The following is a 26,481-nucleotide window of genomic DNA, read 5'->3' as shown; positions in this document are numbered from 1 at the left end:
CTATGTGATCACCCATAGCGATGACCAACCAGGGTGCTGGCCAGCACAGATGCGCGTCAACTACCCGATGCGGCAGGGGCGGTTGGCGCGCTCACGTCGAAGTGCCGCGCCTTGGGCGCGGCTTTCATCAGCGCCGTGAGAGCGCGCGCCTTCGCCTCGCCCTCCTCTGCGCTGCCCCAGACCACCGTACGGCCCCGGCTCAACTTCAGGGTGATGTAGTCGTATGAGCGGACTGTCACAACTCTTGTGTCCGTGGCGACTTTTCCGGGAAGTTCGCCCCACACACGAACCGCCTCGACAACGAGCCGATCAGGTCCGAAACGGCGCAGACTCGGGGACTGGCCCACGGTCAATTCGAGCAGCGGAAGGGCCTTGGGAGCCTTGTCCACCGTGGCGAACCGGACGCCTTCCGCGTCCACTTCGATGAACCGTGCGCCCTTCTCCATAAGCAGGACGGGCTTTCGCTCGGTCACTTTGAGATCGATCCCGTCCGGCCACGACCGTACGACATCCACCGAGTCGATACGGGGCAGCTTATGCCGAAGCCGGGCCTCAATGGCGTCCGTATCGACGGAAATCAGCGGCGAACCGATCGGGACGGCCGCCGCCGCCGTGACCTCGTCCGGTGTCAGAACCTCGGTTCCGGAGGTCTTCACCTGCTCCAGGCGCAGCCACTGGGAGCCGTAGAGCACCCAGATTCCGGTGGCGACGAGAACAACCGCAGCCACGGCGATCAGAAGGGAGCGACGGCCGGGGAAGCGGAGCCGGCGCAGCGGGGAGCCCTGGCGGGGCGGGCGGACCGACCCCTCCGAAGGCCCCCGCGCACCGCGTTCGGCGGTGGTCGGACCGGCCACGCTCCCCTGCCCTTCTTACGCCTTGCGGCGTGCAGCAATCGCCTCGTACACCATGCCGACGAGCAGGTCGTCGGCATCCCTGCGGCCGAACTCGGCGGCGGCACGGGACATCTCGTACAGCCGGTGCGGATCGGCGAGCACCGGAAGGACATTGCCCTGGACCCACGCGGGTGTGAGTTCCGCGTCGTCGACGAGCAGTCCGCCGCCGGCCTTGACCACCGGCTGGGCATTCAGCCGCTGTTCGCCGTTGCCGATCGGCAGCGGTACGTACGCGGCGGGCAGCCCGACGGCGGAGAGTTCGGCGACGGTCATCGCGCCCGCGCGGCAGAGCATCATGTCGGCCGCGGCGTACGCGAGATCCATCCGGTCCACGTACGGTACCGGGATGTACGGCGGCATTCCGGGCATGTTGTCCACGCGCGGCAGTTCGTTCTTCGGGCCGACCGCGTGCAGGATCTGGATGCCCGAGCGCTGGAGCACCGGAGCGATCTGCTGGATGACCTCGTTGAGGCGGCGGGCGCCCTGCGAGCCACCGGAGACCAGCAGCGTCGGCAGGTTGGGGTCGAGGCCGAAGGCGGCGCGTGCCTCGGGGCGGACCCGGGCGCGGTCCAGGGTGGCGATGGTGTGGCGCAGCGGGATACCGATGTAGCGGGAGTTGCGCAGCTTGCTGTCGGGCGTGGCGACGGCCACACCCGCGGCGTACCGCGAACCGATCTTGTTGGCCAGGCCGGGCCGGGCGTTGGCCTCGTGGACCACGATCGGCACGCCGAGGCGCTTGGCCGCCAGATAGCCGGGCAGCGCGACATAGCCGCCGAAGCCGACGACGCAGTCCGCCTTCGTACGCTCCAGGATCTGCTCGGCGGCCTTGATCGTGCCGCGCAGCCGCCCGGGGACGGTGATCAGCTCAGGGGTGGGCTTGCGCGGCAGCGGAACGGCGGGGATGAGCGCCAGCTCGTAGCCCCGCTCGGGCACGAGCCTGGTCTCGAGCCCCTTCTCCGTGCCCAGGGCCGTGATACCCACGGTCGGGTCCTGCCTGCGCAGGGCGTCCGCGAGGGCGAGCGCGGGCTCGATGTGGCCGGCGGTCCCCCCACCGGCGAGTACGACATGCACCGAAATTCACCGCTCTCCGGACGGACGCATCTTGACGCGCCGCCTCATCGTTTTCCATCTCACCCCGGGCCTCCGCACGGCCAGAGCCGCCTTCGCGGCCGGGTCCTCTCGCGCGAAGGCGATCAGCAGCCCCACAGCGAACATGGTCGGCAGCAGGGCCGACCCTCCGTAGGAGAACAGCGGGAGCGGGACACCGGCGATCGGCAGCAGGCCGAGCACCGCACCGATGTTGACCACGGCCTGGGCCGTGATCCAGGTGGTCACACCTCCCGCGGCGTACCTCACGAAGGGGTCCTCCGTGCGTCCGGCCACGCGGATACCCGCATAGCCTAGAGCCGCGAACAGGGCGAGCACCGACAGCGTCCCCGCCAGACCGAGTTCCTCCCCGGCGATGGCGAAGATGAAATCGGTGTGAGGTTCGGGGAGTTGACCCCATTTTTCCACACTTGCACCGAGACCGGAACCGAACCATCCGCCAGACGCAAGAGCATAGATGCCGTGCACAGCCTGCCAGCACTCGCCTTGGGGGCCGAGGTCGATCGCGCCGATGCAGGAGAGCCGGGACATCCGGTTCGCATTTGTCTTGATGAGCATCAGACCGACGAGGGCGGCGATGCCGAGCACGCCCGCGAACAGCCGGGTCGGCGCTCCCGCCAGCCACAACAGGCCGAACAGGATCGCGGTGAGGATGATCGCCGTACCCATGTCGCCGCCGAGCATGATCAGGCCGAGCAGCAGGAAGGCGACCGGGACGAGCGGGACCAGCATGTGCTTCCACTGGGTGAGCAGACGCTTGTCCTGCTTGCGGGCCAGCAGGTCGGCGCCCCACAGGATCAGCGCCAGCTTGCCGAACTCGCTGGGCTGGAGCTGGAAGGGGCCGCCCAGATAGATCCAGTTCTGGTTGCCGTTGACCGCGTGCCCTATCCCGGGGATCTGGACGAGCACCATCAGGAAGATGGCGCCCATGAGCAGCGGGTAGGACAGGGCCCGGTGGAGCTTCGCGGGCATCCGGGACGCGACCAGCAGCAGACCGGTGCCGATGGCCGCGGCGAGGAACTGCTTGCGGAAGAAGTACGAGGCCGGGAGCGACAGCTCCAGCGCCTTGATCATCGAGGCGGAGTAGACCATCACCAGGCCGAGCACGGTGATCAGCAGGCTGCTGCCGAGGATCAGGTAGTAGGCGGTCAGCGGGCGGTCCCAGGCGCGGCGTGCCTGCTCGTACAGCCTTCGTGCGCCCCTGCTGCGGGGCGGGCGGGTGGCGCTTGGCCTGCGGGTGAGGGCGGGGCTCCGCCCCGGGCGCCTCGCCTCGATCGCCGGAGAGGCTCCTTTGGAGCCCGTCCGGCGGCTCCGGACTCGCCCGGAGGGGGCGGCGTCGGTGTCATCGGCCGGCATGGTCGCTGTCCCCTCCAGTCGTGCCTGGCGCGGGGGTGTGGCCGGTCAGGCGCGCTCGGCGGGGAGTTCACGGACCGCGTCCGCGAACGCCTCGCCTCGCTTGTTGTAGTTGGCGAACATGTCCATCGACGCACAGGCCGGGGCCAGCAGAACCGTGTCCCCGGGACGGGCCAGCCGCGCCGCTTCCCGGACCGCCGCCGACATCGCCCCAGTGTCTGTCCGGTCGAGGTCGACGACCGGGACCTCGGGGGCGTGTCGCGCGAGGGCTTCGCGGATCAGGGCGCGGTCCGCCCCGATCAGTACGACACCGCGCAGCCGCTGTGCCGACTTCGAGACGAGCTCGTCGAAGGTCGCCCCCTTGGCCAGACCGCCCGCGATCCACACGATCGGGTCGTAGGCGGCCAGGGAGGCTTCCGCGGCATGGGTGTTGGTGGCCTTGGAGTCGTCGATGTACGCGACACCGGCGACGTCCGCGACCTTCTCGATGCGGTGCGGGTCGGGCCGGAAGCTGCGCAGTCCGTCGCGTACGGCCGCGGGTGCGACACCGTACGCACGGGCCAGCGCCGCCGCCGCAAGGGCGTTGGCGATGTTGTGCGGGGCGGGCGGGCTGACGTCCCCGACCTCGGCGAGCTCCTGGGCCTGCTTGTGCCGGTTGTCGACGAAGGCGCGGTCGACCAGGATCCCGTCCACGACGCCGAGTTGGGAGGGGCCCGGCGTGCCCAGAGTGAAGCCGATGGCCCGGCAGCCCTCCTCGACGTCGGCCTCGCGCACCAGGTCCTCGGTGGCCTTGTCGGCGGCGTTGTAGACGCAGGCGACCTTGTTGCCCTCGTAGATACGGCCCTTGTCGGCGGTGTACGCCTCCATCGAGCCGTGCCAGTCGAGGTGGTCCGGCGCCAGGTTGAGCACGACGGCGGAGTGGGCGCGCAGCGAAGGCGCCCAGTGCAGCTGGTAGCTGGAGAGTTCGACGGCGAGAACGTCGTACGTCGTGTCGCCGAGTACCGCATCGAGGAGCGAGACGCCGATGTTGCCGACGGCAGCCGTGCGCAGACCCGCGGCTTCGAGGATCGAGGCGAGCATCCGCACGGTCGTGGTCTTGCCGTTGGTGCCGGTGACCGCGAGCCAGGGCGCGGCGTCGGGACCGCGCAGCCGCCAGGCCAGTTCGACATCGCCCCAGACGGGGACGCCCGCCCCGGCCGCGGCCTGGAAGAGCGGCTTGTCCGGCTTCCAGCCGGGGGTGGTGACGATGAGCTCGGTGCCCTCGGGCAGGGTCGCCCCGTCACCGAGGCGGACGGTGATTCCCTCCGCCTCCAGTTCGGCGGCCTGGGCGCGGGAGCGCTCGTCGTCCCCGTCGTTGACGACGGTGACGACGGCGCCCAGACCGTGGAGCACGCGGGCGGCCGGGATCCCGGAGACTCCGAGACCCGCGACAGTGACCCGCTTGCCCTGCCAGTCCTGCGCACTCACTTGTCGGCCGCCCAGCCCGCGTAGAAGAGCCCCAGACCCACGATGACGCACATGCCCTGGATGATCCAGAAGCGGACCACCACAAGGACTTCGGACCACCCCTTGAGTTCGAAGTGGTGCTGGAGCGGCGCCATCCGGAAGACCCGCTTACCGGTCATCTTGAAGGAACCGACCTGGATGACCACGGACATGGTGATCAGGACGAACAGTCCGCCGAGGAGGGCGAGCAGCAACTCCGTACGGGAGCAGATCGCCAGACCCGCGAGCGCACCGCCGAGGGCGAGCGAGCCGGTGTCGCCCATGAAGATCTTGGCGGGCGAGGTGTTCCACCACAGGAAGCCGAAGCAGGAGCCCATCAGGGCGGAGGCGACGACGGCGAGATCGAGCGGATCCCGCACCTCGAAGCAGGCGTTGGGGTTGGTGAGTGTCACCGCGTTGGCGCAGGACTCCTGGAACTGCCAGAGCCCGATGAAGGTGTACGCGCCGAAGACCATCACCGAGGCGCCGGTGGCCAGGCCGTCCAGACCGTCGGTCAGATTCACGCCGTTGGACATCGCGAGAATCATGAACAGCGCCCAGACCACGAAGATCACCGGGCCGATCGACCAGCCGAAGTCCGTGATGAACGACAGCTTGGTGGATGCGGGGGTCTGGTTGCGGGCGTCGGCGAACTGCAGTGACAGCACGGCGAAGGCGATGCCGACGATCAGCTGTCCGGCCATCTTGGCCTTGGCCCGCAGACCGAGCGAGCGCTGCTTGACGATCTTGATGTAGTCGTCCAGGAAGCCGACCAGGCCCATGCCCGCCATCAGGAAGAGCACCAGCACACCCGAGAACCTCGGGTCCTCGCCGGTGATCACCTTGGACAGCGCGTACGCGATCAGTGTGGCCAGGATGAAGGAGATACCGCCCATGGTGGGCGTGCCCTTCTTGCTGCCGTGGCTGCGCGGGCCGTCGTCCCGGATGAACTGCCCGTATCCCTTGCGGGCCAGGAGTTTGATGAGCAGCGGGGTACCGACCAGGGTCAGAAAGAGCCCGATGGCTCCCGCGAAGAGGATCTGCCTCATCGGCCGGTGACCTCGCCCTCGGTCGTGGTCTCGAGCAGCGCCTGGGCGACCCGCTCGAGCCCGACCGACCTGGAAGCCTTCACCAGCACGACGTCTCCCGGACGCAGTTCACTGCGCAACAGGTCGACCGCCGCCTGCGCGTCGGACACGTGCACCGACTCCTCACCCCACGAACCCTCGTTATATGCGCCCAGTTGAAGCCAGGACGCTTCCCTGCCCCCGACTGCGACAAGCTTGCTGACGTTGAGCCGGACGGCGAGCCGCCCGACCGCGTCGTGCTCGGCGAGCGCTTCGCCGCCGAGCTCGGCCATCTGGCCGAGCACCGCCCACGTCCGCCGACCCTGGCCCATGGCCGCGAGCGCACGCAGCGCGGCTCTCATGGACTCGGGGTTCGCGTTGTAGGCGTCGTTGACGACCGTCACGCCGTCCGGACGCTCGGTGACCTCCATGCGCCAGCGCGAGAGGGTGCCGGCCTCGGAGAGCGCCAGGGCGATCTCGTCGACGGACATGCCCAGCTCATGGGCGACGGCGGCCGCGGCGAGCGCGTTCGACACGTGGTGCTCACCGTACAGCCGCATGGTCACGTCACTGCACCCGGTGGGGGTGTGGAGTGTGAAGGCAGGCTGTCCTTGCCGGGTGAGCCGGACATTCTCGGCACGTACGTCCGCGTCCGCGGCTTCTCCGAAGAGGATCACGCGGGCCTTGGTGCGGGACGCCATGGCGCGTACGAGGGGGTCGTCGGCGTTGAGGACGGCCACGCCGCCCGCATCGGCCGGGGGCAGACATTCGACGATCTCGCCCTTGGCCTCGGCGATCTGCTCACGGCCGCCGAACTCGCCGATGTGGGCGGTGCCGACGTTCAGTACGAGAGAGACCTTCGGCGGGACCAGGCCGGTGAGATAGCGGATGTCGCCGATGTAGCGGGCGCCCATCTCAAGGACGAGGTGCTCGGTGTCCTCGGCGGCCCGCAGCGCGGTCAGCGGCAGACCGATCTCGTTGTTCAGATTGCCCGCCGGGTAGACCGTGGGGCCTTTGCGCTCAAGGACCTGGGCGATGAGGTCCTTGGTGCTGGTCTTGCCGGAGGAGCCGGTGAGCGCGACGGTCGTGGTGCCGAGGCGTTCGACGACGGAGCGTGCGAGGGCGCCGAGTGCGGCGGTCACGTCCGGCACGACGATCGCGGGCACGCCGACGGGGCGGGTGGCCAGCACGGCGGCCGCGCCTGCCGCCGCGGCCCGCTGGGCGTAGTCGTGGCCGTCGACCTTCTCGCCCGCGAAGGCGGCGAAAAGGGCGCCGGGCTGCACCGCGCGGGAGTCGATGACGACGGGACCGGTGACCCGCAGGTCCGGATCCGGTATGTCGTACGACTGCCCGCCGACGATTTCGGCGATCTCGGCGAGGGAGAGGGCGATCACTGCTTCATCCCACTGTTCGAAGAGCTTGCGGCGTTCTCGATGGCCGCGCGCAGGACCTGGCGGTCGTCGAAGGGGCGGACCACTCCGGCGATGTCCTGGCCCTGTTCGTGGCCCTTGCCGGCGACCAGCACGGTGTCGCCGGGCTGTGCGCGGGCAACGGCCGCGGCGATGGCGGCGGCCCGGTCTGCCTCGACCAGGACGTCGCCGCGTTCGTGGATCGGTACCTCGGCCGCCCCGGCGAGCATCGCGGCCAGGATCGCGAGGGGGTCCTCGGAGCGCGGGTTGTCGGAGGTCAGTACGGCGGTGTCGGCGAGGCGTGCGGCAGCGGCGCCCATCGGGCCGCGCTTGGTCTGGTCCCGGTCGCCGCCGCAGCCGAGGACGATGTGCACCTTGCCCTCGGTGACCTTGCGCAGGGAGCGCAGGACCGATTCGACGGCGTCCGTCTTGTGGGCGTAGTCGACGACGGCGAGATACGGCTGGCCCGCGTCCACACGCTCCAGCCGGCCCGGTACGCCGGGGACGGCGGCGATGCCGTCGGCGGCGGTCTGCGGGTCGATCCCGGCGACGGCGAGGGTGACCACGGCGGCCAGGGTGTTGGCGACGTTGAACGGCCCGGGCAGCGGGGCCTGTGCGCGGATCCGCTCGCCCGCCGGGCCGACCGCCGTGAACGCGGAGCCGACCGCGCTGACTTCGACGTCCTCGGCCCGCCAGTCGGCGTCCGGGTGGCCCTCGGCGGAGAAGCTGGTGACCGGTACGGACGCCTCCTTGAGGAGCCTGCGGCCGTACTCGTCGTCGAAGTTCACGACCCCGAGCCTGCTGCGCTTCGGCGTGAACAGCTGCGCCTTCGCCTGGAAGTAGTCCTCCATGCCGGAGTGGAATTCCATGTGCTCGGGGCTGAGGTTGTTGAAGACGGCGACGTCGAAGACGCAGCCGTCGACCCGGCCGAGCACGAGGGCGTGGCTGGAGACCTCCATGGCGACCGACTGGACGCCGCGTTCGCGCATGACGGCGAACAGGGCCTGGAGGTCGGTTGCTTCCGGGGTGGTGCGCTCGGATTTGATGCGCTCGTCGCCGATCCGCATCTCGACCGTACCGATCAGACCCGTGCTGTGGCCGGCCGCTCTGAGGCCGCCCTCGACGAGGTACGCCGAGGTGGTCTTGCCGGAGGTGCCGGTGATGCCGATCTGGAGCAGGCCGTCGCCGGGGTGCCCGTAGATCTCGGCGGCGAGGGCGCCCATGCGGCCGCGCGGGGCGTCGGTGACCAGCACCGGCAGGCCGGTCGCGGCGGCGCGCTCGGCGCCCGCCGGGTCGGTGAGGATCGCGGCCGCCCCGAGGTCAGCCGCCTGGGCGGCGAAGTCGGCGCCGTGGAAGCGGGCGCCGGGCAGGGCGGCGTACACATCGCCTGGGCGTACCGCCCGGGAGTCGTGGGTGATGCCGGTGACCTCACCGGGGCCGGGGCTCTTCACACCCAGCTCGGCGGCCAGCTCCCCCAGGGATGTCGGGCGGGGCCGGTCCGGACGGGGCGCTCCCGTCTGTTTGGCGGGGGCGTCCTGCTGGGCGGTTCGGTACTGATCAGCGTGCGACACGGCGGTGAGCGTACCCGGCGCACCCGGCCCGCGGCTAAATGAGGGGGCCTCGCGCGCGGACCGGTCCGGCGGGTTCCCGGAATCGGAAGTGATGGTTGTCACTGGTGGTTCCTCCGGGGTCACTCGCCGGCCTGGAAGGTGACGGGCAGCCGGGCGGGGGCGGCGCCGGTAGGTGCGACCTGGAGGGTCTTGAGCGCGAACTCCATGACCTTCTGGTAGATCGGGCCGCAGATCTGGCCGCCGAAGTAGCTGCCCTTGGTCGGGTTCTGGATGGCGCAGTAGACGGTGATGCGGGGTTTGTCGGAGGGCGCGAAGCCTGCGAAGGAGGCGGTGTAGCCCTTGTAGCGGCCCAGTTCCGGATCGACACGGTTGGCCGTTCCGGTCTTGCCCGCGACGCGGTAGCCGGGGATACGGGCCTTGGTGCCGGTGCCTTCCTCGTCGCCGACGACCGACTCCAGCATGGTGGCCAGCGTTCTGGCCGTCTGCTCGCTGACGACGCGGGTCTTGCCGGGGGCGGGCGCCGGGGTGAAGCGTCCGTCGGGCCCCTTGGTGCCGCGGATCAGGGTGGGCTCGATGCGTACGCCGCCGTTGGCGATCGTCGAGTAGACGGAGGCCGCCTGCATGGCGTTGAGCGAGAGTCCCTGGCCGAAGGGGATCGTGTACTGCTGCGAGGTGGACCACTTCTGCGGCGTGGCGAGGATGCCGGGCGTCTCGCCCGGATAGCCGAGCCCGCTGGGGCTGCCGATGCCGAATTTGCGCAGATACGAGTAGAGGACCTGGTTGGCGGCGGGCTGGGTCTTGCCGAGCTGGCCGGTCGCCAGGATGGTGCCGATGTTGCTGGACTTGGCCAGGACGCCGTTGAGCGTGAGGTTCCAGGTGGGGTGGTCGATGTCGTCCTTGAAGAGCCGGTCGCCGCGGTGCAGCCGGTTGGGGACGACGACATGGGTGGCGGGGGTGGCGGCCTTCTCCTCCAGCACGGCGGCCATGGACATGACCTTGGCGGTCGAGCCCGGTTCGTAGGCGTCCTGGAGCGCGGCGTTGCCCATGGCGGCCGAGTTGGCCTGCGTGAGGTCGTTGGGGTCGAAGCCCGGTGCGTTGGCCATGGCGAGCACCTCGCCGGTCTGGGTGTTCTGCACTATCACGTAGCCGCGGTCGGCCCTGGACTTCGTCACCTGCTCGCTGATGGCCTTCTGAGCCGCCCACTGGATGTCGCGGTCGATGGTCAGCTCGATGTCGGAGCCGGGGACGGCGGGGACTTCGCGTGAGCCCGCGGTGGGGACACGGCGGCCGCCGGACTGGGCGTAGGTGATCTCGCCGTCCTTGCCGGCCAGCGCCTTGTCGAGCATGGACTCCACGCCGCCGCCCCCGCGGCCCTCGGCGTTGACGTAACCCAGTATCCCGGCGGCGAGGTCGCCGTTGGGGTAGACGCGTTTGCTGCTCGGCTCCTGGAAGACGCCGCCGATCACATTGGCGCCGGGGCCGCCCTTGGCCCTGTCCGTCCTGGCCTTCTCGGCGAAGACGGACTTGAGGTCCTTGATCTGGTTCCAGACCTGGGGGGTCTGCCGGCGGGCGAGCACGGTGTAGCGGGACTTGGGGGCCTTGAGCTTCTTGGCGAGTTCGGCCGCGTACTTGCCGAGGAGCGGGGCGAGCAGCGCCGCGGCCTGTTCCGGCGCGTCGGGGGCCTTGCTCTCCTTCGGCGTGAACATCTTCGGGTCGGCGATGATGTCGTACGCGTCGACGCTGGTGGCCAGGGCGATTCCGGCCCGGTCGGTGATCTCGCCGCGCTCGGCCGTGAGCTTGTGGCTGAGGTAGCGGTTCTTCTCCGCCTTGGCCGCGTACGCGCTCGCGTCGACGGCCTGTACCTGGAGCAGGCGTACGACGAAGGCCAGCATCACCAGCGTCAGGCCGAGGCTGACCAGGCGCAGGCGGGGGCGGGGACTGCCGAGCCGGATGGCGCGCGGGGCCGGCCTGGGACGGCGGGGCGCGGGACGGACGGACGCACGCCTGGCGGGTCCTGGCACCCGGCGGCGCGGTGGTTCCTTGGGCACTGCGTCACCTGCCGGGGGTCGTCGGGGTCGGCTTCACGGACGGGGGCGACGGCTCAGTCGTCGGGCCGGTGCTGGGCGCGGGCGCAGGGGCCGTGGCCGGGGCCGGGGCCGGGGATGCCGTGGGCGAGGGAGACGGGAGCACCGGCTTGCGGATCTCCATCGGCGACGGGGCGGGGGACGGCAGGGCGGTGGCTTCGCCCGGAACGCCGCGTACCGTGCCGTCCGGATCGAGGAAGGCCGGACTGCCGCCCGGCACCATGCCCAGCTCACGGGCCCTGCGCTCCAGCGCGCCGGGGGCGGAGCGGTTGTCCACGTCCCGCTGCAGCGCCTGCTGCTCGTCGGTGAGTTCGGTGGTCTTCCGCTTCAGCTCGCTCAGCTTGAACGAGCCTTGGTTGAGGGCGGAGTTCAGCAGCAGCAGCGAGATCAGGCCGCCGCCGAGGAGCACGACGACCAGCAGGACGAAGGGAGTACGGGCGGCGGTGCTCGGCCCCGACGGCATCAGCCTGGCGAGCCGCGCGGCCCGCCCCTTCAGCTGCTTGGCCGCTGAGTTCACACGTCCTCCCGGATGCGCTGCGCTCCCCTGAAGCGCGCGGGCGCCGCACGGCGGTTCTCGGCGACCTCCTGCTCGGTGGGGAGCTCCGCACCGCGGGTCAGCAGCTTGAGCCGGGGCTGGTACTCCTCGGGGACGACCGGCAGTCCGGGTGGCGCCGTATTGGCCGCTCCGGCCGCGAAGACGTGCTTGACCAGCCGGTCCTCCAGCGAGTGGTAGGACAGGACGGCGATACGGCCGCCGACGGCGAGCGCTTTGACGGCCGCCGGGATCGCGTGCTCCAGGACGGTCAGCTCGCCGTTCACCTCGATGCGCAGGGCCTGGAAGGTGCGCTTGGCGGGGTTGCCGCCGGTGCGCTTGGCGGCCTGCGGCAGCGCGTCGCGGATCAGCTCGACGAGCCGGGCGCTGTTGGTGAAGGGCTCCTTCTCGCGTTCCCGTACGACTGCCGAGACGATCCGCTTGGCCTGCTTCTCCTCGCCGTACATGCGCAGGATCCGCACCAGCTCACCGGGCGGGTAGGTGTTGAGGACCTCGGCCGCGCTGACGCCGGTCGTCTGGTCCATGCGCATGTCGAGCGGGGCGTCCTGGGCGTACGCGAATCCGCGGTCGGCCTCGTCGAGCTGCATCGAGGAGACGCCGAGGTCGAACAAAATGCCCTGGACGCGGGGGATCCCCAGCCGCTCAAGGACCTGCGGCAGCTCGTCGTAGACGGCATGCACCAGGGTGGCCCGGTCGCCGAAGGGGGCGAGCCGCTCGGCCGACAGCCGCAGCGCTTCGGTGTCGCGGTCGAGCGCGACCAGGCGTGCCTCGGGGAACTGCGTGAGCAGAGCCTCGCTGTGTCCGCCGAGCCCCAGGGTGCAGTCGACCACCACCGCGCCCGGCATCTGCAGGGCCGGGGCCAACAGGTCCAGGCACCGCTGGAGCATCACCGGGACGTGTCGGGTCTGGCTCATGCGCGCCCCTCGCAGGGCTCGGGGCGACATTCGCCAGGCGCACGGCTGCTTATGATTCGCTCGCTGCGCTCGCTCATGCGCCCTCTCAGGTCCGGCGCGGGGTGTACGTACTGCCGGGTCCCCGCCCGCTCAGAAGGGCCGTACGTACGCCGCACACGCGGGGAGAAAAATGGAAATGTGCAGGATGTGTCCGTGAACTGCGCGTCACTTTAGTCCACGCGTCCTCCCGGTCAATCAACCGGATGGCGCGTGGCGCGCGGCACCTGGAGACGCGTCGCGGACGCGGACACTTCACCCGTACGGGCGGGTCCGCATCACACCTGTGGGTTAGCTCACAACAAGGCTCATTGATGTTCTTTGTCCCCCCTCACAGCGGGCTTCGGCCGTCTGTGCGCATTACCGTCGTCCTCATGTCGACTTCCGCGCACCACCCCGCAGAAGCAGCGCTTCCCCGTGGCACGGTCACCGACCGCCTCGTCGAGGCGAACCTGCGCTACGCCGCCGGTTTCCAGGACCCCGGGATGGACGCGCGCCCCGTACTGCGCGTGGCCGTCGTCGCCTGCATGGACGCCCGGCTCGACCTGCACGACGCGCTCGGCCTGGAGCTGGGCGACTGTCATACGATCCGCAACGCCGGCGGCGTGGTCACGGACGATGTGATCCGCTCGCTGACCATCAGCCAGCGGGCGCTCGGCACCCGCAGCGTCATACTCATCCACCACACGAACTGTGGCCTGGAGAGCCTCACGGAGGACTTCCGCCACGAGCTGGAGGACGAGGTGGGGCAGCGTCCGCCGTGGGCGGTGGAGGCCTTCCGGGATGTCGACCAGGATGTACGTCAGTCGATGCAGCGGGTGCGCACCTCGCCGTTCCTGCCGCACACCGACGACGTCCGCGGCTTCGTCTTCGATGTGACGAACGGGCTGCTGAGGGAGATCGACCCCGCTGTGTGACCAGCAGGACACCCGGAGAAATGCGGCAACTCCGACAATTCCCACTCCTTTATCCACAGGCGAGTGACACGACGCGGTAACGGCAACAAGAATGCGGGTGTGACACCTTCCGGAACCTTCCGGAGCTGGTGTCCGTGATTCGGGGTGGGCCGGGCCGTCTGAAAGGCGCCGGCCCGTAGAACGGGCCGAGGAGGGCCGGGTGACGACCTATGACGATCGAGCGAGCCTCACAGATCTGACCACCACAGCGGAGCGGGTGCGCCGGTCGGTGGAGGGTGTGATCGAGGGCAAGCCTGAGGTCGTACGGCTTTCGCTGACCGTGCTGCTCGCCGAGGGGCATCTGCTCATCGAGGATGTGCCGGGCGTGGGCAAGACGATGCTGGCCAAGGCTCTGGCACGGTCCATCGACTGTTCGGTGCGGCGCATCCAGTTCACGCCGGACCTGCTGCCGTCCGACATCACCGGTGTGTCGATCTTCGACCAGCAGCGGCGTGACTTCGAGTTCAAGCCGGGCGCGATCTTCGCCCAGATCGTGATCGGCGACGAGATCAACCGCGCGTCGCCCAAGACGCAGTCGGCGCTGCTGGAGTCGATGGAGGAGCGCCAGGTCACCATCGACGGCAAGACGTACGAACTGCCAAGCCCCTTCATGGTGGTGGCCACCCAGAACCCGGTGGAGATGGAGGGCACCTACCCGCTGCCCGAGGCGCAGCGCGACCGCTTCATGGCGCGCGTGTCCATCGGGTACCCCAGCGCGGACGCCGAGCTCCAGATGCTCGATGTGCACGGCGGCGCCTCGCCGCTCGACGATCTGCAGCCGGTGGCACACGCCCACGACATCGTGAAGCTCATCGACGCGGTGCGTACGGTCCATGTCGCCGACTCCGTGCGGCGGTACGCGGTGGAGCTGGTGGCGGCCACCCGCAGCCACCCGGATCTCAGACTCGGCGCCTCGCCGCGCGCCACGCTGCATCTGCTGCGGGCGGCGAAGGCCTCGGCCGCGCTCAGCGGCCGTGACTACGCCCTGCCGGACGACATCCAGGCGCTGGCGGTCCAGGTGCTTGCGCACCGCCTGCTGCCCACCGCTCAGGCCCAGTTGAACCGGCGTACGGCGGAGCAGGTCGTACTGGAGATCATGCAGCGCATCCCCGTGCCCACGTCCGGCGGCGCCGAGACCTCCTATGTCGCGGGCCGGCAGCCCCAGCCGCCGCTCTACGGCCAGCAGCCCGGCGCCCGGCGGCTGTGATGTCGGCCGGGGGCCCCGCCGCCACGGAAGGCAAGGACACGGGCGGACTGCGGGCGGCCCTGGGCGGACTGACGACGCGCGGCCGTTCCTTCCTCGCGGCGGGCATAGCCGCCGCGGTGTGCGCGTATGTCCTCGGACAGGGTGATCTGCTGCGCGTCGGACTGCTGCTCGCGGTGCTGCCGCTGGTCTGCGTCGCCGTGCTGTACCGCACCCGCTACCGGGTGGCGGGCAGCCGGCGGCTCTCGCCCGCGCGCGTGCCCGCCGGCTCCGAGGCACGCGTGCATCTGCGAATGGACAACGTCTCGCGGCTGCCCACCGGGCTGCTGATGCTCCAGGACCATGTGCCGTACGTGCTGGGGCCTCGGCCCCGGTTCGTACTGGACCGGGTGGAGGCGGGCGGGCGGCGCGAGGTGTCGTACCGGGTCCGCTCGGATCTGCGCGGGCGCTATCCGCTCGGCCCGCTCCAGCTGCGGCTGAGCGACCCGTTCGGGATGTGCGAGCTGACCCGCTCCTTCAGCGCTTTCGACACGCTGACCGTCATCCCGCGGACCGAGGCACTGCCCGCCGTGCGGCTCGCCGGTGAGTCCTCGGGCTACGGCGACGGCCGCCACCGCTCGCTCGCGCTGGCCGGTGACGACGACGTGATCCCGCGCAACTACCGCTACGGCGACGATCTGCGCCGGGTCCACTGGCGCTCCACCGCGCGCTACGGCGAGCTCATGGTGCGCCGCGAAGAGCAGCCGCAGCGGGCCAGATGCACGGTGCTGCTCGACACCCGGCGCATCGCCTATGAGGGCGCCGGTCCCGACTCCGCCTTCGAGTGGGCGGTGTCCGGTGCGGCCTCCGCGCTGGTGCACATGCTGGAACGGGGCTTCTCGGTGCGGCTGTTGACGGACACCGGAAGCTCTGTGCCCGCCGAGGGCGCCGACGGCTTCGCCGGCTCGACCCAGGAGTCCGCGGACTCCGCGGGTCTGATGATGGACACGCTCGCCGTCGTCGACCACTCCGACGGAGCCGGGCTCTCGCGCTCGTACGACGTGCTGCGCGGCGGGAACGAAGGACTGCTGCTCGCGTTCTTCGGCGATCTCGACGAGGAGCAGGCGACCCTGGCCGCGCGCATGCGCCGGCGCAGCGGGGCCGCCGTCGCCTTCGTCCTGGACAGCGGGTCGTGGGTCACGGGCGGCGCGATCGAGGGGGCGGTCGACGACCGGCTGCGGCTGCTGCGCGAGGCAGGCTGGACGGCGCTGGCCGTGCCGCCCGGGGCGCAGCTCTCCGATCTGTGGCGCCAGGCGGGCCGGGAGCGCACCGAGTCCTCCGGCAGCGGTACGAACGGTTTCTCTGGGGGTTGGTCATGAGCGGTCGCGGAAGGCTGGCCCTGTGCGCCTACGCCGCCACGCTGATGGCGGCGGGCGCGATGCTGCCGCTGATCGAACCGGCCAGCTGGATGCTGCAGGCGGTGTTCCTGCTGGCCATCGTGAGCGGTGTGGGGGCGCTGGCCCGGCGCGTGCCGCTGGCCCGGCCGCTGACGGTGGCGGTGCAGGCGCTTGTCCTGCTGTTGCTGCTCACCCTGCTCTTCACCCGGGGCCAGGCGATTCTCGGCGTGCTCCCGGGTCCCGATGCCTTCCAGCGATTCGGCGAGCTGCTGAACGCGGGCGGCGAGGACGTCGGGCGGTACGCCATCCCGGCACCGGCGACCGACGGCATCAGGCTGATGGTGCTCGGCGGTGTGCTGCTGATCGGCCTCGCGGTCGACGCCCTCGCGGTGACCTTCCGGAGCGCGGCCCCGGCCGGACTGCCCCTGCTCGCGCTGTACTCGGTCGCCGCGGGTCTGTCCGGCGGCGGCGCGAGCTGGCTGTGGTTCCTGCTCGCGGCCACCGGATATCTGGTGCTCCTGCTGGCCGAGGGCCGTGACCGGCTTTCCCAGTGGGGCCGGGTCTTCGGCGGTGCAGCGACCGCACAGGGCCCCACGACGGGCAGATACGTCCCCCCAGGGGGCGCCACCCAGGCGCTGGCACCGGTCCGCACGGGCCGCCGGATCGGCGCGCTCGCGCTGGGCGTCGCGCTCGTGGTCCCGGCGGCGCTGCCCGCACTGGACGGCGGGCTGCTGGACAGGGCGGGCAACGGGAACGGCTCCGGCCAGGGCGGCGGCACGATCTCCGCGGTGAACCCGCTGGTCTCGCTGCAGGACAGCCTCAACCAGCCCGAGGACCGCGAGGTCATCCGGTATCGCACCAACACGACGCAGACCAAGGACCTCTATCTGCGGATCGTCGCGCTGGACCAGTTCGACGGGACCGCGTGGAAGACCTCGCAGCGCGACATCTCGGATGTGCCGAATCAGCTTCCCCAGGCACCGGGCCTGAGTCCGTCCGTCGCGGTCACCGAGATCAAGACGAACGTCTCGGCGGCAGGCTCGTACAAACAGAGCTGGCTGCCGCTCCCCTACCCGGCGACCAAGGTGGCGATCAACGGACGCTGGCGTTTCGAGCCCGAGGGCCGGACGCTGGTCGGCGACCGCGGTCAGGACACCCGCGGCGCGCAGTACTCCGTCACCAGCCTGATGGTGAAGCCGACGGCGGAGCAGCTGTCTTCGGCGCCGCGCGCCCCCGCCAAGCTGCTCAGTGAGTACACCAAGGTCCCCGACGCGCTGCCGGGCGACGTCAGGAACATCGCGAAGAACGTGACCAAGAGCGCCACGAACGACTACGAGCGTGCGGTCAAGCTCCAGGACTGGTTCGCCGTCACGGGCGGCTTCCGGTACGACACCCAGGTGGAGTCCGGTACGGGCGCCGGCGCGATAAGCCGCTTCCTGAAGCGGAAGGAGGGCTTCTGCATCCACTTCTCCTTCTCGATGGCCGCCATGGCCAGGACGCTCGGCATACCCGCGCGCGTCGCGGTGGGCTTCACCCCCGGATCCCCGCTCTCGGACGGCAGCATGTCCGTCGGTCTGCAGGAGGCCCACGCCTGGCCGGAGCTGTACTTCGAGGGCGTGGGGTGGACGCGGTTCGAGCCGACCCCCAGCCGGGGCACCCCGCCCGACTACACCCGGCCCCAGTCGCCGAGCGGCGGGCCGAGCACCCCGGCGGAGCCCGAGGGAAGTGCCTCCGCGGAGCCCTCGACCGCGCCCTCCGAGACGGACAACTGCCCGCCGCAGGCGCGCCGTCTCGGTGACTGCGGTGCTGCCGCGCCGCAAGAGGTCGCTCCGCCCACCGACCCGGGAACCCCGGCGAGTACCTGGGTGAGTCTGGGTCTGGGCGTCGTGGCGCTGGTGCTGGTGCCGCTGCTGCCGATGCTGTGGCGGATCAGGACGCGGGCACGGCGGCTGCACTCCGGCGGCCGGGCGCCCGCGGGCGCCGCGGATCCGGCGCTGGTCTCGCTGCGGAAGACCGCCGACGGGCCGGCGGCCGACGCCGAGCGCGCGCTCGCGGAGGAGTCGGCCCGGACGCTGGCGACCTGGCAGGAGATCTCCGACCTGGCCTGGGACCACGGCATCCTGCCCGACGAGTCGCAGACGCCGCGGAAGGCGGCTGCCCGCATCGTCCGGCTGGGCAAGCTGGAGGACGAGCCGGCGGACGCGGTGCACCGGGTGGCCCGGGCGGTGGAGCAGGTGCTCTACGCCCCGAAGCCCAGGCCGGTCACGGGGCTCGGGGACGACGCCCAGCAGGTCCGTGCCGGGCTGCGGGCAGCGGCGAGCCGAGGAACCCGTCTGCGGGCCCTCCTGGCGCCCCGCTCGACCGTCCGGGTGGTGTGGGGCCTCTCGGCGCGCTGGACGGCGTTCACGGACCGCTGGGGCGTGCGCGCGACGGTGACCAGGTGGGGGCTGCTGGACAGGTGGCCGGGCATCCTGCGTCGGCCGTCCCGGCAGCGGGGCTGACGGCTTCGGCCCGAACGGGCCGTCGTGTCATGGGGTCGGCGCAAGCCCGGCCGGCCCCATGGCCCGGGCCCATCTGCGGGTGAGCCGGGGCGAGTGGGCGGGCACAGGGCTGAGGCGAGAGAGCCGACACACGGCTGAGGGGCGACGCGTTCTCGCGTCGCCCCTCAGCCTTATGTCGTGTGTTCCGCTTGCTGCCGCCGATCGGCTCAGCGGCCCTGGCCACCCTGCTCGTCGCGGCGGCGCTGCCACCGCTCCTCGATCCGGTGCATCATCGACCGGCGCTGGCGGGGCCGACGGCGAGCCGTGGCTGCCGTGTCCCCCAGGGTCTGCTGCTCACCCGGTTTGGGCGCCTTGCGCCATCCGGTGACCGCGAGAACCGCACAGCCGAGCATGACGAGAAAACCCACCACGCTGATCCAGATCTGCTGCGCGACCATTCCGGCCATGAGGAGCGCGATACCCACCAGGAAGCCCGCGACTGCTTGGTAGACCCGTCGTCGGGTGTACGTACGCAGCCCGCTTCCCTCAAGCGCTGTAGCGAACTTGGGATCTTCGGCGTACAGCGCTCGCTCCATCTGCTCGAGCATTCGCTGCTCGTGCTCCGAGAGCGGCACGGAGTCCTCCTAGTCGTCGGCCGCGGGGGGCGACCGGTATGCGGCCCTTTCAGGATAGGCAGGGAATCGCCCCCGTGAAACCCGCCCTCTAACCCAATTCGCCAGTCCGGGCCGCCATGGCGGCTCAGGTGCTGAGGCGTAGATTCCCCAACCTCCGATCCGTCATGCCGGATGGTGTCCCCCGATCATACGGGGCGAAGGCCACGATCGGGTGGTGTGTGGCGTACTCCATGTGCGGTTGCGCCGCTGATCAGCCCTGCTTCTCACCCAGTACGTGCAGCTGGGTGGCGACGGCGTGGAAGGCGGGCAGTTCGGCCGCGGCCGCCTCCAGCTTCAGCAGCGCGTCGAGCGCTCCGGGCTCGGTGTCGACCAGGACGCCCGGGACGAGGTCGGCGAAGACCCTGACGCCGTGCACGGCGCCGACCTCGACGCCCGCCTCCGCGACAAGTTCGGCGAGCTGCTCGGCCGTGAAGCGCCGCGGCACCGGGTCACCGGCGCCCCAGCGTCCGGCGGGGTCGGAGAGCGCCTGGCGTGCCTCGGTGAAGTGCCCGGCGAGTGCCCTGGCCAGGACGGCGCCCCCCATTCCGGCGGCCAGCAGGCTGATGGCGCCGGAGGACCGGAGCGCGTCCACGGCGTTGCGTACGCCCTCGGCCGGGTCGTCCACGTACTCCAGGACTCCGTGGCACAGCACCACGTCGTAGCCGCCGCGCTCGACGACGTCGAACAGGCCGTGGATATCGCCCTGGACGCCGCGGACCCGGTCGGCCACACCGGCTTCGGCGGCGCGGCGCTCCAGCGCGAAGAGCGCGTTGGGGCTCGGGTCGACCACGGTGACGCGGTGCCCGAGCTGAGCCACGGGCACCGCGAAGTAGCCGCTGCCGCCGCCGGTGTCGAGGACGTCCAGGGCATCCGTCCCCCTCGCCTTGGCCCGGCGGTCGAGGGCGTCCTTGAGGACGTCCCAGACCACGGCGGTACGGAGGGAGGCGCGGGGGCGCATCGGGTCCGACACGGCAGTTGACTCCTCGGGCGGTTGTACTCGGGCGGTTCTACGGTGAAGACGCAGACCACCCTATTGCCTTCGCCGACCGCCCCCGGCCTCTGCCGGTCCGTTGTCTCACCCCACGGCGTCCCCCGTCCCCGGCTGCTCGATTCGCGGCTGGGGCAGCACGGGCTGGAGCACCAGCATCCGCTCGACCAGGCGCAGAAACATGGCCGCGTCACGGAGCAGGTCGTCGGCGTCGCGGGCGCTGGCCGCGCCCTGTATCCCCGCCTCCGCGCGCGCCCTGCGCCGGGCGCCCGAGGCGAACAGGGCGCTCCACTCGGTCAGTTCGGGCGCTATCTCGGGCAGGACTTCCCAGGCGCTTCGGATCCGCTGCCGCCGGCGGGTGCTGGTCTCGGGCCGGCCGCGGGCGGCGAGGACCGCGGCCGCGGTGCGCAGGGCGGCCAGATGGGCCGTGGCGTACCGCTCGTTCGGCGTGTGGAGAGTGGTGGCCTCGTCCAGTCCCGTACGGGCCTGGGCGAGCAGGTCGAGGGCGGCGGGCGGTGCCGATGCCCGCCGCAGGACGGGATGCACGTCGTTCGCCGGTCCGGTCAGTGAGGGGGCAGGGCCGGTGGCGCGGCGCCGGTGTGCGGCTGCTGCGTAGGAGCTGGCCATGACGAACCTCCTGTCGTCGTGTGACGGCACTGTGGCCGTATGTGTCCATCGTGAGGGGGGCCACTGACAATCGGCTCTGACCTGCTTGTTCTCTGTGGGGACGGGGGCGGGGCCGACGGCTAAGGTGAAGTCAGGAGTTCTGCGGCCAGCCCCCGGAGCAACCATGCGCGGACATCGCGCCGACCCGCCCGACGATGGGCAGCATCTGCTGATCACCCTCGGCCGGCTCGTCGACCAGGCCCTGGCGCAGATCAAGCTGCAGCGGGCCCGGGTAGAGCTGGCCATGGCCCTGCAGCGCCATATGCTCCCGCCCGCGCTTCCGGTCCTACCCGGCCTGCGCATCGCCGCCCGGTACGCGCCCTCGCGGGACGGTCTCGACGTGGGCGGCGACTGGTACGACGCCTTCGTGATGATGGACGGGTCGCTCGGCCTCGCGATCGGCGATGTACAGGGCCACGACGTGGAAGCCATCGCGTTCATGGGGCAGGTCCGCACCAGCCTGCGCGCCATCGCCGAGACGACGAGCGATCCGCGCGAGGTGCTCGGCCGCGCCAACAACCTGCTGATCTCCATGGGCGGCGGCTTGTTCGCGACCTGCTGCTTCCTTCGTTTCGACCCGGTCGGCAGCGACCTCACGGTGTCCAGGGCGGGCCACGTCCCGATGATCTGGGCCACGGCGAGCGGCCGCTCGGGCATCGCCCTCGACCGGGGAGGCCCGCCCCTGGGTGTCCTGCCGGGCGAGCTCTATCCGGTGACACACCGACGGCTCACCGAGCCAGGAGTCCTCGTCCTGCTCACCGACGGGGTCGTCGAAGGACCGACCTATCCGATGGAGGCCGGACTGGCCGAGGTGGCCCGGCTGGTCAAGGTGGGCTTCGACGCCGACCCCGACGTGCTGGCCGCCACCGTCATCAAGGTGGCCGACCGGACGGGTCACAGCGACGACGCCGCCGTGCTCGTCGTCCGCTACGACGGCCCGCGGGGGCCCGGGTGACCGGTCTGCCCCGTCTGACTCGCCACAGCCTTGGGGGGAGCGCAGACTGCTGTGATGCGCACTGCGGAGATCGGCCGCTATGGACCTCCTGCGCTGCGGATCCTCGCTGTCGCCGCCGTCTATTACGGGTCCGCCCGGCTCGGGCTTCTGCAGCAGCTGGTACGCGGTCAGGTCACGCCCCTGTGGCCGCCGACCGGCGTGGCCCTCGCCGGTCTGCTCCTCCTCGGCCCGCGGATCTGGCCGGGCATCGCGCTCGGCGCCTTCCTCGTCAATGTGTCCATCGGCCCCACCCCGCTCGCGGTGCTGGGCATCGTCGCCGGCAACACGCTGGCCCCGCTCGGCGCGTACGCGATGCTGCGGCGGGCGGACTTCCGCACCGAGCTGGACCGGCTGCGGGACGGGCTGGCGCTGATCTTCCTGGGTGCACTGGCCGGAATGCTGATCAGCTCGACCGTGGGCAGCGGGGTGCTGGTGCTCTCCGGGGCGCTGGATGCGGACGACTTCTGGCCGACGTGGTCGGTGTGGTGGACCGGTGACGCAATGGGGGTGCTTGCCGTCACTCCGTTCCTGCTCGCCCTGCGCCGGGCCCGGTGGCCGGGCGACGCCGGGATCGGCCGCTGGATCGAGGCGTCGGCCCTGCTCCTCGGCACGCTCTTCGTGACGATTCTGGCTACGGGTACGAACAGTTCGGCCCTGCTCTTTCTCGTCTTCCCGTTCCTGATCTGGGCGGCGTTCCGCTTCCAGCTGACCGGTGCGGCGCCGTGTGCACTGCTGGTGATGACGCTGGCGATCCTCGCCGCGGCCCGCGAGTCCGGCCCGTTCGCCCATCACGACCTGCTCGAGAACATGGTCACGCTGCAGGCTTTCAACGGCGCCACGGCACTGACCGCCCTGCTGCTCGCGGCGGTCATCACCGAGCGCAACAAGACCCATCAGGAGATCAAGCGGCTCTGCGTACAGCTCACCGAGATGGTGGCTCATATGGATCCCCGTGACGGGCCGCAGACCGGTCGGTGAACCGCCGGTTTTGCTTCGGTCAGGGATCGGAGGTAGTTTTTGAACTGACTAGTCAGTTCAAAAATGGGGGAGGGTACGTGGACAGCCCGCACGGGGCGGCCGTCACCGCCGAGGACTTCGGGCTCAAGGGACCGCGCGGCTGGGCGTTCCGCTCGGTGAACATCGACGCGGAACCCGGCTCGCTGATCGCGATCGAGGGCCCGTCCGGCTCGGGCCGCACCTGCCTGCTGCTCGCGCTCACCGGACGGATGCGCCCCGCCGAGGGCCATGCCCAGGTCGGCGGCCTGGCCCTGCCGCGCAAGATGGCTGCCGTACGCCGCATCAGCGCGCTCGGCCACGTGCCGGGCGTCAGCGAGCTCGACCCGGCGCTGACCGTCGCCGAGCATCTGCGCGAACGGGCCCTGCTGCAGCGCCGTTTCGACGTCTCGCTGCGCGCCCTGCTGCGGCCGCGGGCCGAGCGCCTGGCCGCGGCCCGCAGCCGTGTCGACGAGGCGCTGGAGGCGGCCGGGCTCGACCTGGCAACGCTCCCCAAGGAGAAGCGCACCGCCGTACGCGATCTGGAGCGGCTGGAGGCGCTGCGCCTGTCCGTCGCCCTCGCGCTGATCGGCCGGCCCCGGCTGCTCGCCGTGGACGACACCGACCTCAAGCTCTCCGACACCGACCGGGCCGAGGCATGGAAGCTGCTGCGCTCCGTCGCCGACGCGGGCACGACGGTCCTTGCCGTGTGCAGCCAGGCGCCCAAGGACACGACCATCATCCGCACGAACGAGGAGGGGGCGGCCGATGCGCTCGCCGAAACTGGCCGCGCTTGAGCTGAAGCGGTTCGGCAGGGGGAAGCTGCCGCGCGCCGCGCTCGTCGCGGTCCTGCTGCTGCCGTTGCTGTACGGCGCGCTGTACCTGTGGTCCTTCTGGGATCCGTACGGACAGCTCGACAAGATCCCCGTCGCGCTCGTCAACGACGACAAGGGTGCCAGCGCCTCCGGCAAGAAGATCGCCGCGGGCGACGAGATCACCAAGGGCCTGCGCGAGAGCAAGGTCTTCGAGTGGCACGAGGTGAGCGAGACCGAGGCCCGCAAGGGCGTCGAGGACGGCGCGTACTACCTCTCGCTGACCATGCCCGAGGACTTCAGCGCGCGCATCGCCTCCAGCTCCGGCGACTCCCCCGAGACCGGCGCCCTTCAGGTCCGTACGAACGACGCCAACAACTACATCGTCGGGCAGATCTCACGGACGGTCTTCTCCGAGGTCCGCACCGCCGCCTCCGTCAACGCCTCCCGCACCTTCCTCGACCGGATCTTCATCTCCTTCTCCGGCATCCACGACGCCACCGAGAAGGCGGCGAAGGGCGCCGACCAGCTCAAGGGCGGGATCGGCAAGGCGAAGAAGGGCTCCAAGGATCTCGCGGACGGGCTGAAGGACGCCAAGAACGGCAGTGGCAGGCTGGCCGGCGGCCTGGCCAAGCTGAACAAGGGCGCGAGCGATCTCGAGACCGGCTCCCAGCAGGTCTCCGACGGCACCCAGGCGCTCGCCGACAAGGTCAACGGGGTGGCCGCCGACGTGCGCCCGTACCTCAAGGACAACGGCAAGGCGATCGGGGACGCGGCCCGCCTGGTCGCCGACTCCTCCCAGGCGATACGCCACAACCTCGACATCCTCGTGAAGACGGCCCCCGGCGCCGCGGCCCTGGCCCACAAGTCGGCCGACGAGCTGAGCGCCATCTACAAGGCGCACTGCGAGGACGCCCTCCTCCCCGACCCCGCCTTCTGCCCCGCCCTCAAGCGGGCCAAGGTCACCGCGGCCGATGTCGCCAAGATCGCCGACGACGTCAACGCGCTGGTGAAGGGCAACAGCGGCGATCTGAAGAAGCTCGACCGCCAACTCGCCGATCTGCAGAAGAAGGCGAACGATCTCGCCAAGCGCTCACCGCGCCTCGACGAGGACCTGGAGTCCGCCGTCGGCAAGATCAACGACCTCAACTCGGGTGCGAAGAAGGTCGCTCAGGGCGCAGACAAGCTGCACACCGGGCTGAGCAGCGCCAAGAGCGGCTCCACTGATCTCGACACCGGTGTCGGCAGGCTCAAGACGGGCGCGGGCAAGCTCGACGGCGGCATGTTCAAGCTCGCCGACGGTTCGACCGAGCTGGCCGGCGGACTCAACGACGGCGTCGACAAGATCCCCGACTACGGCAAGAACGACCGCGACCGCCGCACCGAGGTGATGGCCGACCCGGTGAAGCTCGCCAACCAGTCGCTGCACAAGGCGCCCAACTACGGCACCGGCTTCGCCCCGTACTTCATCCCGCTCTCCCTCTGGGTGGGCGCGATGGTCGCGTACATGATCATCCAGCCGCTGAACCGGCGGGCCCTCGCCGCGGGCGCCTCCGCCTGGCGGATCGCGGTGGCCGGCTGGCTGCCCGTCGCCGCGATCGGTCTGGCGCAGGTGGCGGCACTGATGTCCGTACTGCACTGGGGTCTTGGCCTGAAGATGGCGTACGCGGCCGGGACCATCGGCTTCCTCGCCATCGTCACCTGCTGCTTCGCCGCGATCATCCAGTGGCTGAACGCACGCTTCGGGGCCGCGGGCCGCATCCTCGTCCTGGCGGTGCTGATGCTGCAGCTGACCTCGGCGGGCGGCACCTACCCCGTCCAGACCAGCCCGGGGTTCTTCAATGCCATTCACCCCTTCCTCCCGATGAGTTACGTCGTCGATGCGCTGCGCAGGCTCATCACCGGCGGCGGTCTCGGCCCGGTCTGGCAGGCCTGCGCGGTGCTGATCGCCTTCACCGCGGGCGCGCTCGCGCTGACCGCGGTCTCCGCCCGGCGCAAGCAGGTGTGGACGCTCGACCGGCTGCACCCCGAGCTGAGCCTGTGAGAACGCGCGGACCTGTGAGAATCGATTCCATGGACGACGCCATGGACGCCAAGGACAGCACCAGCACAAGACGCCGGGCGACCCGGGCGAAACTCTACGAGGCAGCGGTGACGCTCATCGCCGAGCAGGGTTTCTCCGCAACCACGGTGGACGAGATCGCCGAACGCGCCGGGGTCGCCAAGGGCACGGTCTACTACAACTTCAAAAGCAAGACCGAGCTCTTCGAGGAGCTGCTGCGGTACGGCGTCGGCCTGCTCACCGCCTCGCTCCAGTCCGCCGCCGACGAGACGGCGGAACGCGGCGGCACCAAGGTCGAGGCGCTGGACGCGATGATCAGGGCCGGTCTGGTCTTCATAGACCGCTATCCGGCCTTCACCCAGCTGTACGTCGCCGAACTGTGGCGTACCAACCGGGCCTGGCAGTCGACACTTCTCGTCGTACGCCAGCAGGCAGTCGCCGTCGTCGAGACAGTGCTGCGGGAGGCCGTCGAGAACGGCGAGTTGAGCGAAGAGATCGACATTCCGCTGACGGCGGCCGCGCTCGTCGGGATGGTGCTGGTGGCCGCGCTCGACTGGCAGGCGTTCCAGCCCGAGCGGTCGATAGACGATGTGCACTCCGCCCTGTCGCGGCTGCTGCACGGCCGCGTCAGCGGTCGCTGAGGCCCGGCGCAAGCACGAGCACAGAGACAGAAAAGCGCCGGTCCGGCGAGGCTCGATCCCCCCGAGCCCCGCCGTACCGGCGGTGTTCCCCCCACGTCCCCGTACTCCCCCGTACTCCCCCGATCCGCCAGGGGAGCCGCGCCGTTCCGCCGCCCCGTGTCGG

The 26,481-nt window shown here is 70.8% G+C and carries 22 protein-coding genes; 9 read left to right on the top strand and 13 right to left on the bottom strand.

Annotated features, from left to right (window positions below; translation table 11 throughout):
* Positions 1-56: 56 nt before the first annotated feature.
* The 10 genes from OOK40_RS06975 to rsmH form a co-directional block, all read right to left on the bottom strand.
* Positions 57-854 carry a cell division protein FtsQ/DivIB gene (locus OOK40_RS06975; RefSeq protein ID WP_266477379.1) on the bottom strand — a complete coding sequence of 266 codons (798 nt, stop codon included), beginning with the start codon at positions 852-854 and terminating at the stop codon, positions 57-59.
* A 15-nt stretch (positions 855-869) separates the two neighbouring features.
* Positions 870-1,964 carry an undecaprenyldiphospho-muramoylpentapeptide beta-N-acetylglucosaminyltransferase gene (murG, locus tag OOK40_RS06970; protein ID WP_266477378.1) on the bottom strand — a complete coding sequence of 365 codons (1,095 nt, stop codon included), beginning with the start codon at positions 1,962-1,964 and terminating at the stop codon, positions 870-872.
* A gap of 6 nt (positions 1,965-1,970) precedes the next feature.
* Positions 1,971-3,356: a putative lipid II flippase FtsW gene (gene ftsW / locus OOK40_RS06965; protein WP_266477376.1), complete on the bottom strand. Its 1,386-nt coding sequence runs from the start codon at positions 3,354-3,356 to the stop codon at positions 1,971-1,973.
* Positions 3,357-3,401: 45 nt separating this feature from the next.
* On the bottom strand, positions 3,402-4,820 hold the full coding sequence (gene murD / locus OOK40_RS06960) for a UDP-N-acetylmuramoyl-L-alanine--D-glutamate ligase (RefSeq protein WP_266477374.1): 1,419 nt from the start codon (positions 4,818-4,820) through the stop codon (positions 3,402-3,404).
* On the bottom strand, positions 4,817-5,887 hold the full coding sequence (gene mraY / locus OOK40_RS06955; protein ID WP_266477373.1) for a phospho-N-acetylmuramoyl-pentapeptide-transferase: 1,071 nt from the start codon (positions 5,885-5,887) through the stop codon (positions 4,817-4,819). The genes murD and mraY overlap by 4 nt, the downstream gene beginning before the upstream one ends.
* A complete protein-coding gene (gene murF / locus OOK40_RS06950) occupies positions 5,884-7,299 on the bottom strand; it encodes a UDP-N-acetylmuramoyl-tripeptide--D-alanyl-D-alanine ligase (protein ID WP_266477371.1) in 1,416 nt (471 codons plus the stop codon). Before murF ends, mraY begins: the two co-directional genes overlap by 4 nt.
* Positions 7,296-8,885, bottom strand: a complete 1,590-nt coding sequence (locus OOK40_RS06945; RefSeq protein WP_266477370.1) for a UDP-N-acetylmuramoyl-L-alanyl-D-glutamate--2,6-diaminopimelate ligase — start codon at positions 8,883-8,885, stop codon at positions 7,296-7,298. Before OOK40_RS06945 ends, murF begins: the two co-directional genes overlap by 4 nt.
* A 119-nt stretch (positions 8,886-9,004) precedes the next feature.
* On the bottom strand, positions 9,005-10,933 hold the full coding sequence (locus tag OOK40_RS06940) for a penicillin-binding protein 2 (RefSeq protein WP_266477368.1): 1,929 nt from the start codon (positions 10,931-10,933) through the stop codon (positions 9,005-9,007).
* Between the two features lie 4 nt (positions 10,934-10,937).
* Positions 10,938-11,432 (bottom strand): septum formation initiator family protein, encoded by a 495-nt coding sequence (locus OOK40_RS06935; RefSeq protein ID WP_266478972.1) that lies wholly within the window; start codon positions 11,430-11,432, stop codon positions 10,938-10,940.
* 50 nt (positions 11,433-11,482) lie between these two features.
* Entirely contained in the window at positions 11,483-12,436 is a 954-nt protein-coding gene (rsmH, locus tag OOK40_RS06930; RefSeq protein ID WP_266477367.1) for a 16S rRNA (cytosine(1402)-N(4))-methyltransferase RsmH, read from the bottom strand.
* A gap of 410 nt (positions 12,437-12,846) precedes the next feature.
* On the opposite strand from rsmH, the gene OOK40_RS06925 reads away from it, so the two are divergent.
* The 4 genes from OOK40_RS06925 (at position 12,847) to OOK40_RS06910 (ending at position 18,509) form a co-directional block, all read left to right on the top strand.
* Positions 12,847-13,389: a carbonic anhydrase gene (locus OOK40_RS06925; RefSeq protein WP_266477366.1), complete on the top strand. Its 543-nt coding sequence runs from the start codon at positions 12,847-12,849 to the stop codon at positions 13,387-13,389.
* 199 nt (positions 13,390-13,588) lie between these two features.
* Positions 13,589-14,635, top strand: a complete 1,047-nt coding sequence (locus tag OOK40_RS06920) for a MoxR family ATPase (RefSeq protein WP_266477365.1) — start codon at positions 13,589-13,591, stop codon at positions 14,633-14,635.
* A complete protein-coding gene (locus tag OOK40_RS06915; protein ID WP_266477364.1) occupies positions 14,635-15,990 on the top strand; it encodes a DUF58 domain-containing protein in 1,356 nt (451 codons plus the stop codon). The genes OOK40_RS06920 and OOK40_RS06915 overlap by 1 nt, the downstream gene beginning before the upstream one ends.
* Complete coding sequence (locus OOK40_RS06910; RefSeq protein ID WP_266477363.1) at positions 15,987-18,509, top strand: DUF3488 and DUF4129 domain-containing transglutaminase family protein; 2,523 nt, start codon at positions 15,987-15,989, stop codon at positions 18,507-18,509. Before OOK40_RS06915 ends, OOK40_RS06910 begins: the two co-directional genes overlap by 4 nt.
* Positions 18,510-18,715: 206 nt before the next feature.
* Here the strand turns inward: OOK40_RS06910 and OOK40_RS06905 are convergent, their stop codons facing one another.
* The 3 genes from OOK40_RS06905 to OOK40_RS06895 all read right to left on the bottom strand — a co-directional run bounded on the left by OOK40_RS06905 (position 18,716) and on the right by OOK40_RS06895 (position 20,777).
* Positions 18,716-19,123 (bottom strand): DUF3040 domain-containing protein, encoded by a 408-nt coding sequence (locus OOK40_RS06905; RefSeq protein ID WP_266477362.1) that lies wholly within the window; start codon positions 19,121-19,123, stop codon positions 18,716-18,718.
* Positions 19,124-19,373: 250 nt separating this feature from the next.
* The gene (locus OOK40_RS06900) at positions 19,374-20,132 is read right to left on the bottom strand and encodes a methyltransferase (RefSeq protein WP_266477360.1); all 759 of its coding nucleotides are present in this window, start codon (positions 20,130-20,132) and stop codon (positions 19,374-19,376) included.
* 105 nt (positions 20,133-20,237) lie between these two features.
* Positions 20,238-20,777: an SAV_6107 family HEPN domain-containing protein gene (locus OOK40_RS06895; protein ID WP_266477358.1), complete on the bottom strand. Its 540-nt coding sequence runs from the start codon at positions 20,775-20,777 to the stop codon at positions 20,238-20,240.
* Between the two features lie 163 nt (positions 20,778-20,940).
* Between OOK40_RS06895 and OOK40_RS06890 the strand changes: the two genes are divergently transcribed.
* The 5 genes from OOK40_RS06890 to OOK40_RS06870 all read left to right on the top strand — a co-directional run bounded on the left by OOK40_RS06890 (position 20,941) and on the right by OOK40_RS06870 (position 26,318).
* Positions 20,941-21,771 carry a PP2C family protein-serine/threonine phosphatase gene (locus tag OOK40_RS06890; RefSeq protein WP_266477357.1) on the top strand — a complete coding sequence of 277 codons (831 nt, stop codon included), beginning with the start codon at positions 20,941-20,943 and terminating at the stop codon, positions 21,769-21,771.
* A gap of 54 nt (positions 21,772-21,825) precedes the next feature.
* Positions 21,826-22,788 carry an MASE1 domain-containing protein gene (locus OOK40_RS06885; RefSeq protein ID WP_266477356.1) on the top strand — a complete coding sequence of 321 codons (963 nt, stop codon included), beginning with the start codon at positions 21,826-21,828 and terminating at the stop codon, positions 22,786-22,788.
* 77 nt (positions 22,789-22,865) lie between these two features.
* Positions 22,866-23,600 (top strand): ATP-binding cassette domain-containing protein, encoded by a 735-nt coding sequence (locus OOK40_RS06880; RefSeq protein WP_266477355.1) that lies wholly within the window; start codon positions 22,866-22,868, stop codon positions 23,598-23,600.
* Complete coding sequence (locus OOK40_RS06875) at positions 23,572-25,659, top strand: YhgE/Pip domain-containing protein (protein ID WP_266477354.1); 2,088 nt, start codon at positions 23,572-23,574, stop codon at positions 25,657-25,659. Before OOK40_RS06880 ends, OOK40_RS06875 begins: the two co-directional genes overlap by 29 nt.
* A gap of 29 nt (positions 25,660-25,688) precedes the next feature.
* Positions 25,689-26,318 carry a TetR/AcrR family transcriptional regulator gene (locus OOK40_RS06870; RefSeq protein WP_266477352.1) on the top strand — a complete coding sequence of 210 codons (630 nt, stop codon included), beginning with the start codon at positions 25,689-25,691 and terminating at the stop codon, positions 26,316-26,318.
* Positions 26,319-26,481: the final 163 nt, after the last annotated feature.

It is taken from the genome of Streptomyces sp. NBC_01481, assembly GCF_026339995.1.
Taxonomy (GTDB): Bacteria; Actinomycetota; Actinomycetes; order Streptomycetales; family Streptomycetaceae; genus Streptomyces.
The sequence above is the reverse complement of the archived record's forward strand: the minus strand, read 5'-3'. Positions and strand labels throughout refer to the sequence as shown.

What these genes read in the sequence shown, in the direction of transcription:
- mraY (WP_266477373.1), bottom strand. Translation starts at nt 5,887, where the DNA reads ATGAGGCAGATCCTCTTCGCGGGAGCCATCGGGCTCTTTCTGACCCTG.
- rsmH (WP_266477367.1), bottom strand. Translation starts at nt 12,436, where the DNA reads ATGAGCCAGACCCGACACGTCCCGGTGATGCTCCAGCGGTGCCTGGAC.
- OOK40_RS06915 (WP_266477364.1), top strand. Translation starts at nt 14,635, where the DNA reads ATGTCGGCCGGGGGCCCCGCCGCCACGGAAGGCAAGGACACGGGCGGA.
- OOK40_RS06885 (WP_266477356.1), top strand. Translation starts at nt 21,826, where the DNA reads ATGCGCACTGCGGAGATCGGCCGCTATGGACCTCCTGCGCTGCGGATC.
- OOK40_RS06925 (WP_266477366.1), top strand. Translation starts at nt 12,847, where the DNA reads ATGTCGACTTCCGCGCACCACCCCGCAGAAGCAGCGCTTCCCCGTGGC.
- OOK40_RS06935 (WP_266478972.1), bottom strand. Translation starts at nt 11,432, where the DNA reads ATGCCGTCGGGGCCGAGCACCGCCGCCCGTACTCCCTTCGTCCTGCTG.
- OOK40_RS06895 (WP_266477358.1), bottom strand. Translation starts at nt 20,777, where the DNA reads ATGGCCAGCTCCTACGCAGCAGCCGCACACCGGCGCCGCGCCACCGGC.
- OOK40_RS06890 (WP_266477357.1), top strand. Translation starts at nt 20,941, where the DNA reads ATGCGCGGACATCGCGCCGACCCGCCCGACGATGGGCAGCATCTGCTG.
- OOK40_RS06910 (WP_266477363.1), top strand. Translation starts at nt 15,987, where the DNA reads ATGAGCGGTCGCGGAAGGCTGGCCCTGTGCGCCTACGCCGCCACGCTG.
- ftsW (WP_266477376.1), bottom strand. Translation starts at nt 3,356, where the DNA reads ATGCCGGCCGATGACACCGACGCCGCCCCCTCCGGGCGAGTCCGGAGC.
- OOK40_RS06870 (WP_266477352.1), top strand. Translation starts at nt 25,689, where the DNA reads ATGGACGACGCCATGGACGCCAAGGACAGCACCAGCACAAGACGCCGG.
- OOK40_RS06875 (WP_266477354.1), top strand. Translation starts at nt 23,572, where the DNA reads ATGCGCTCGCCGAAACTGGCCGCGCTTGAGCTGAAGCGGTTCGGCAGG.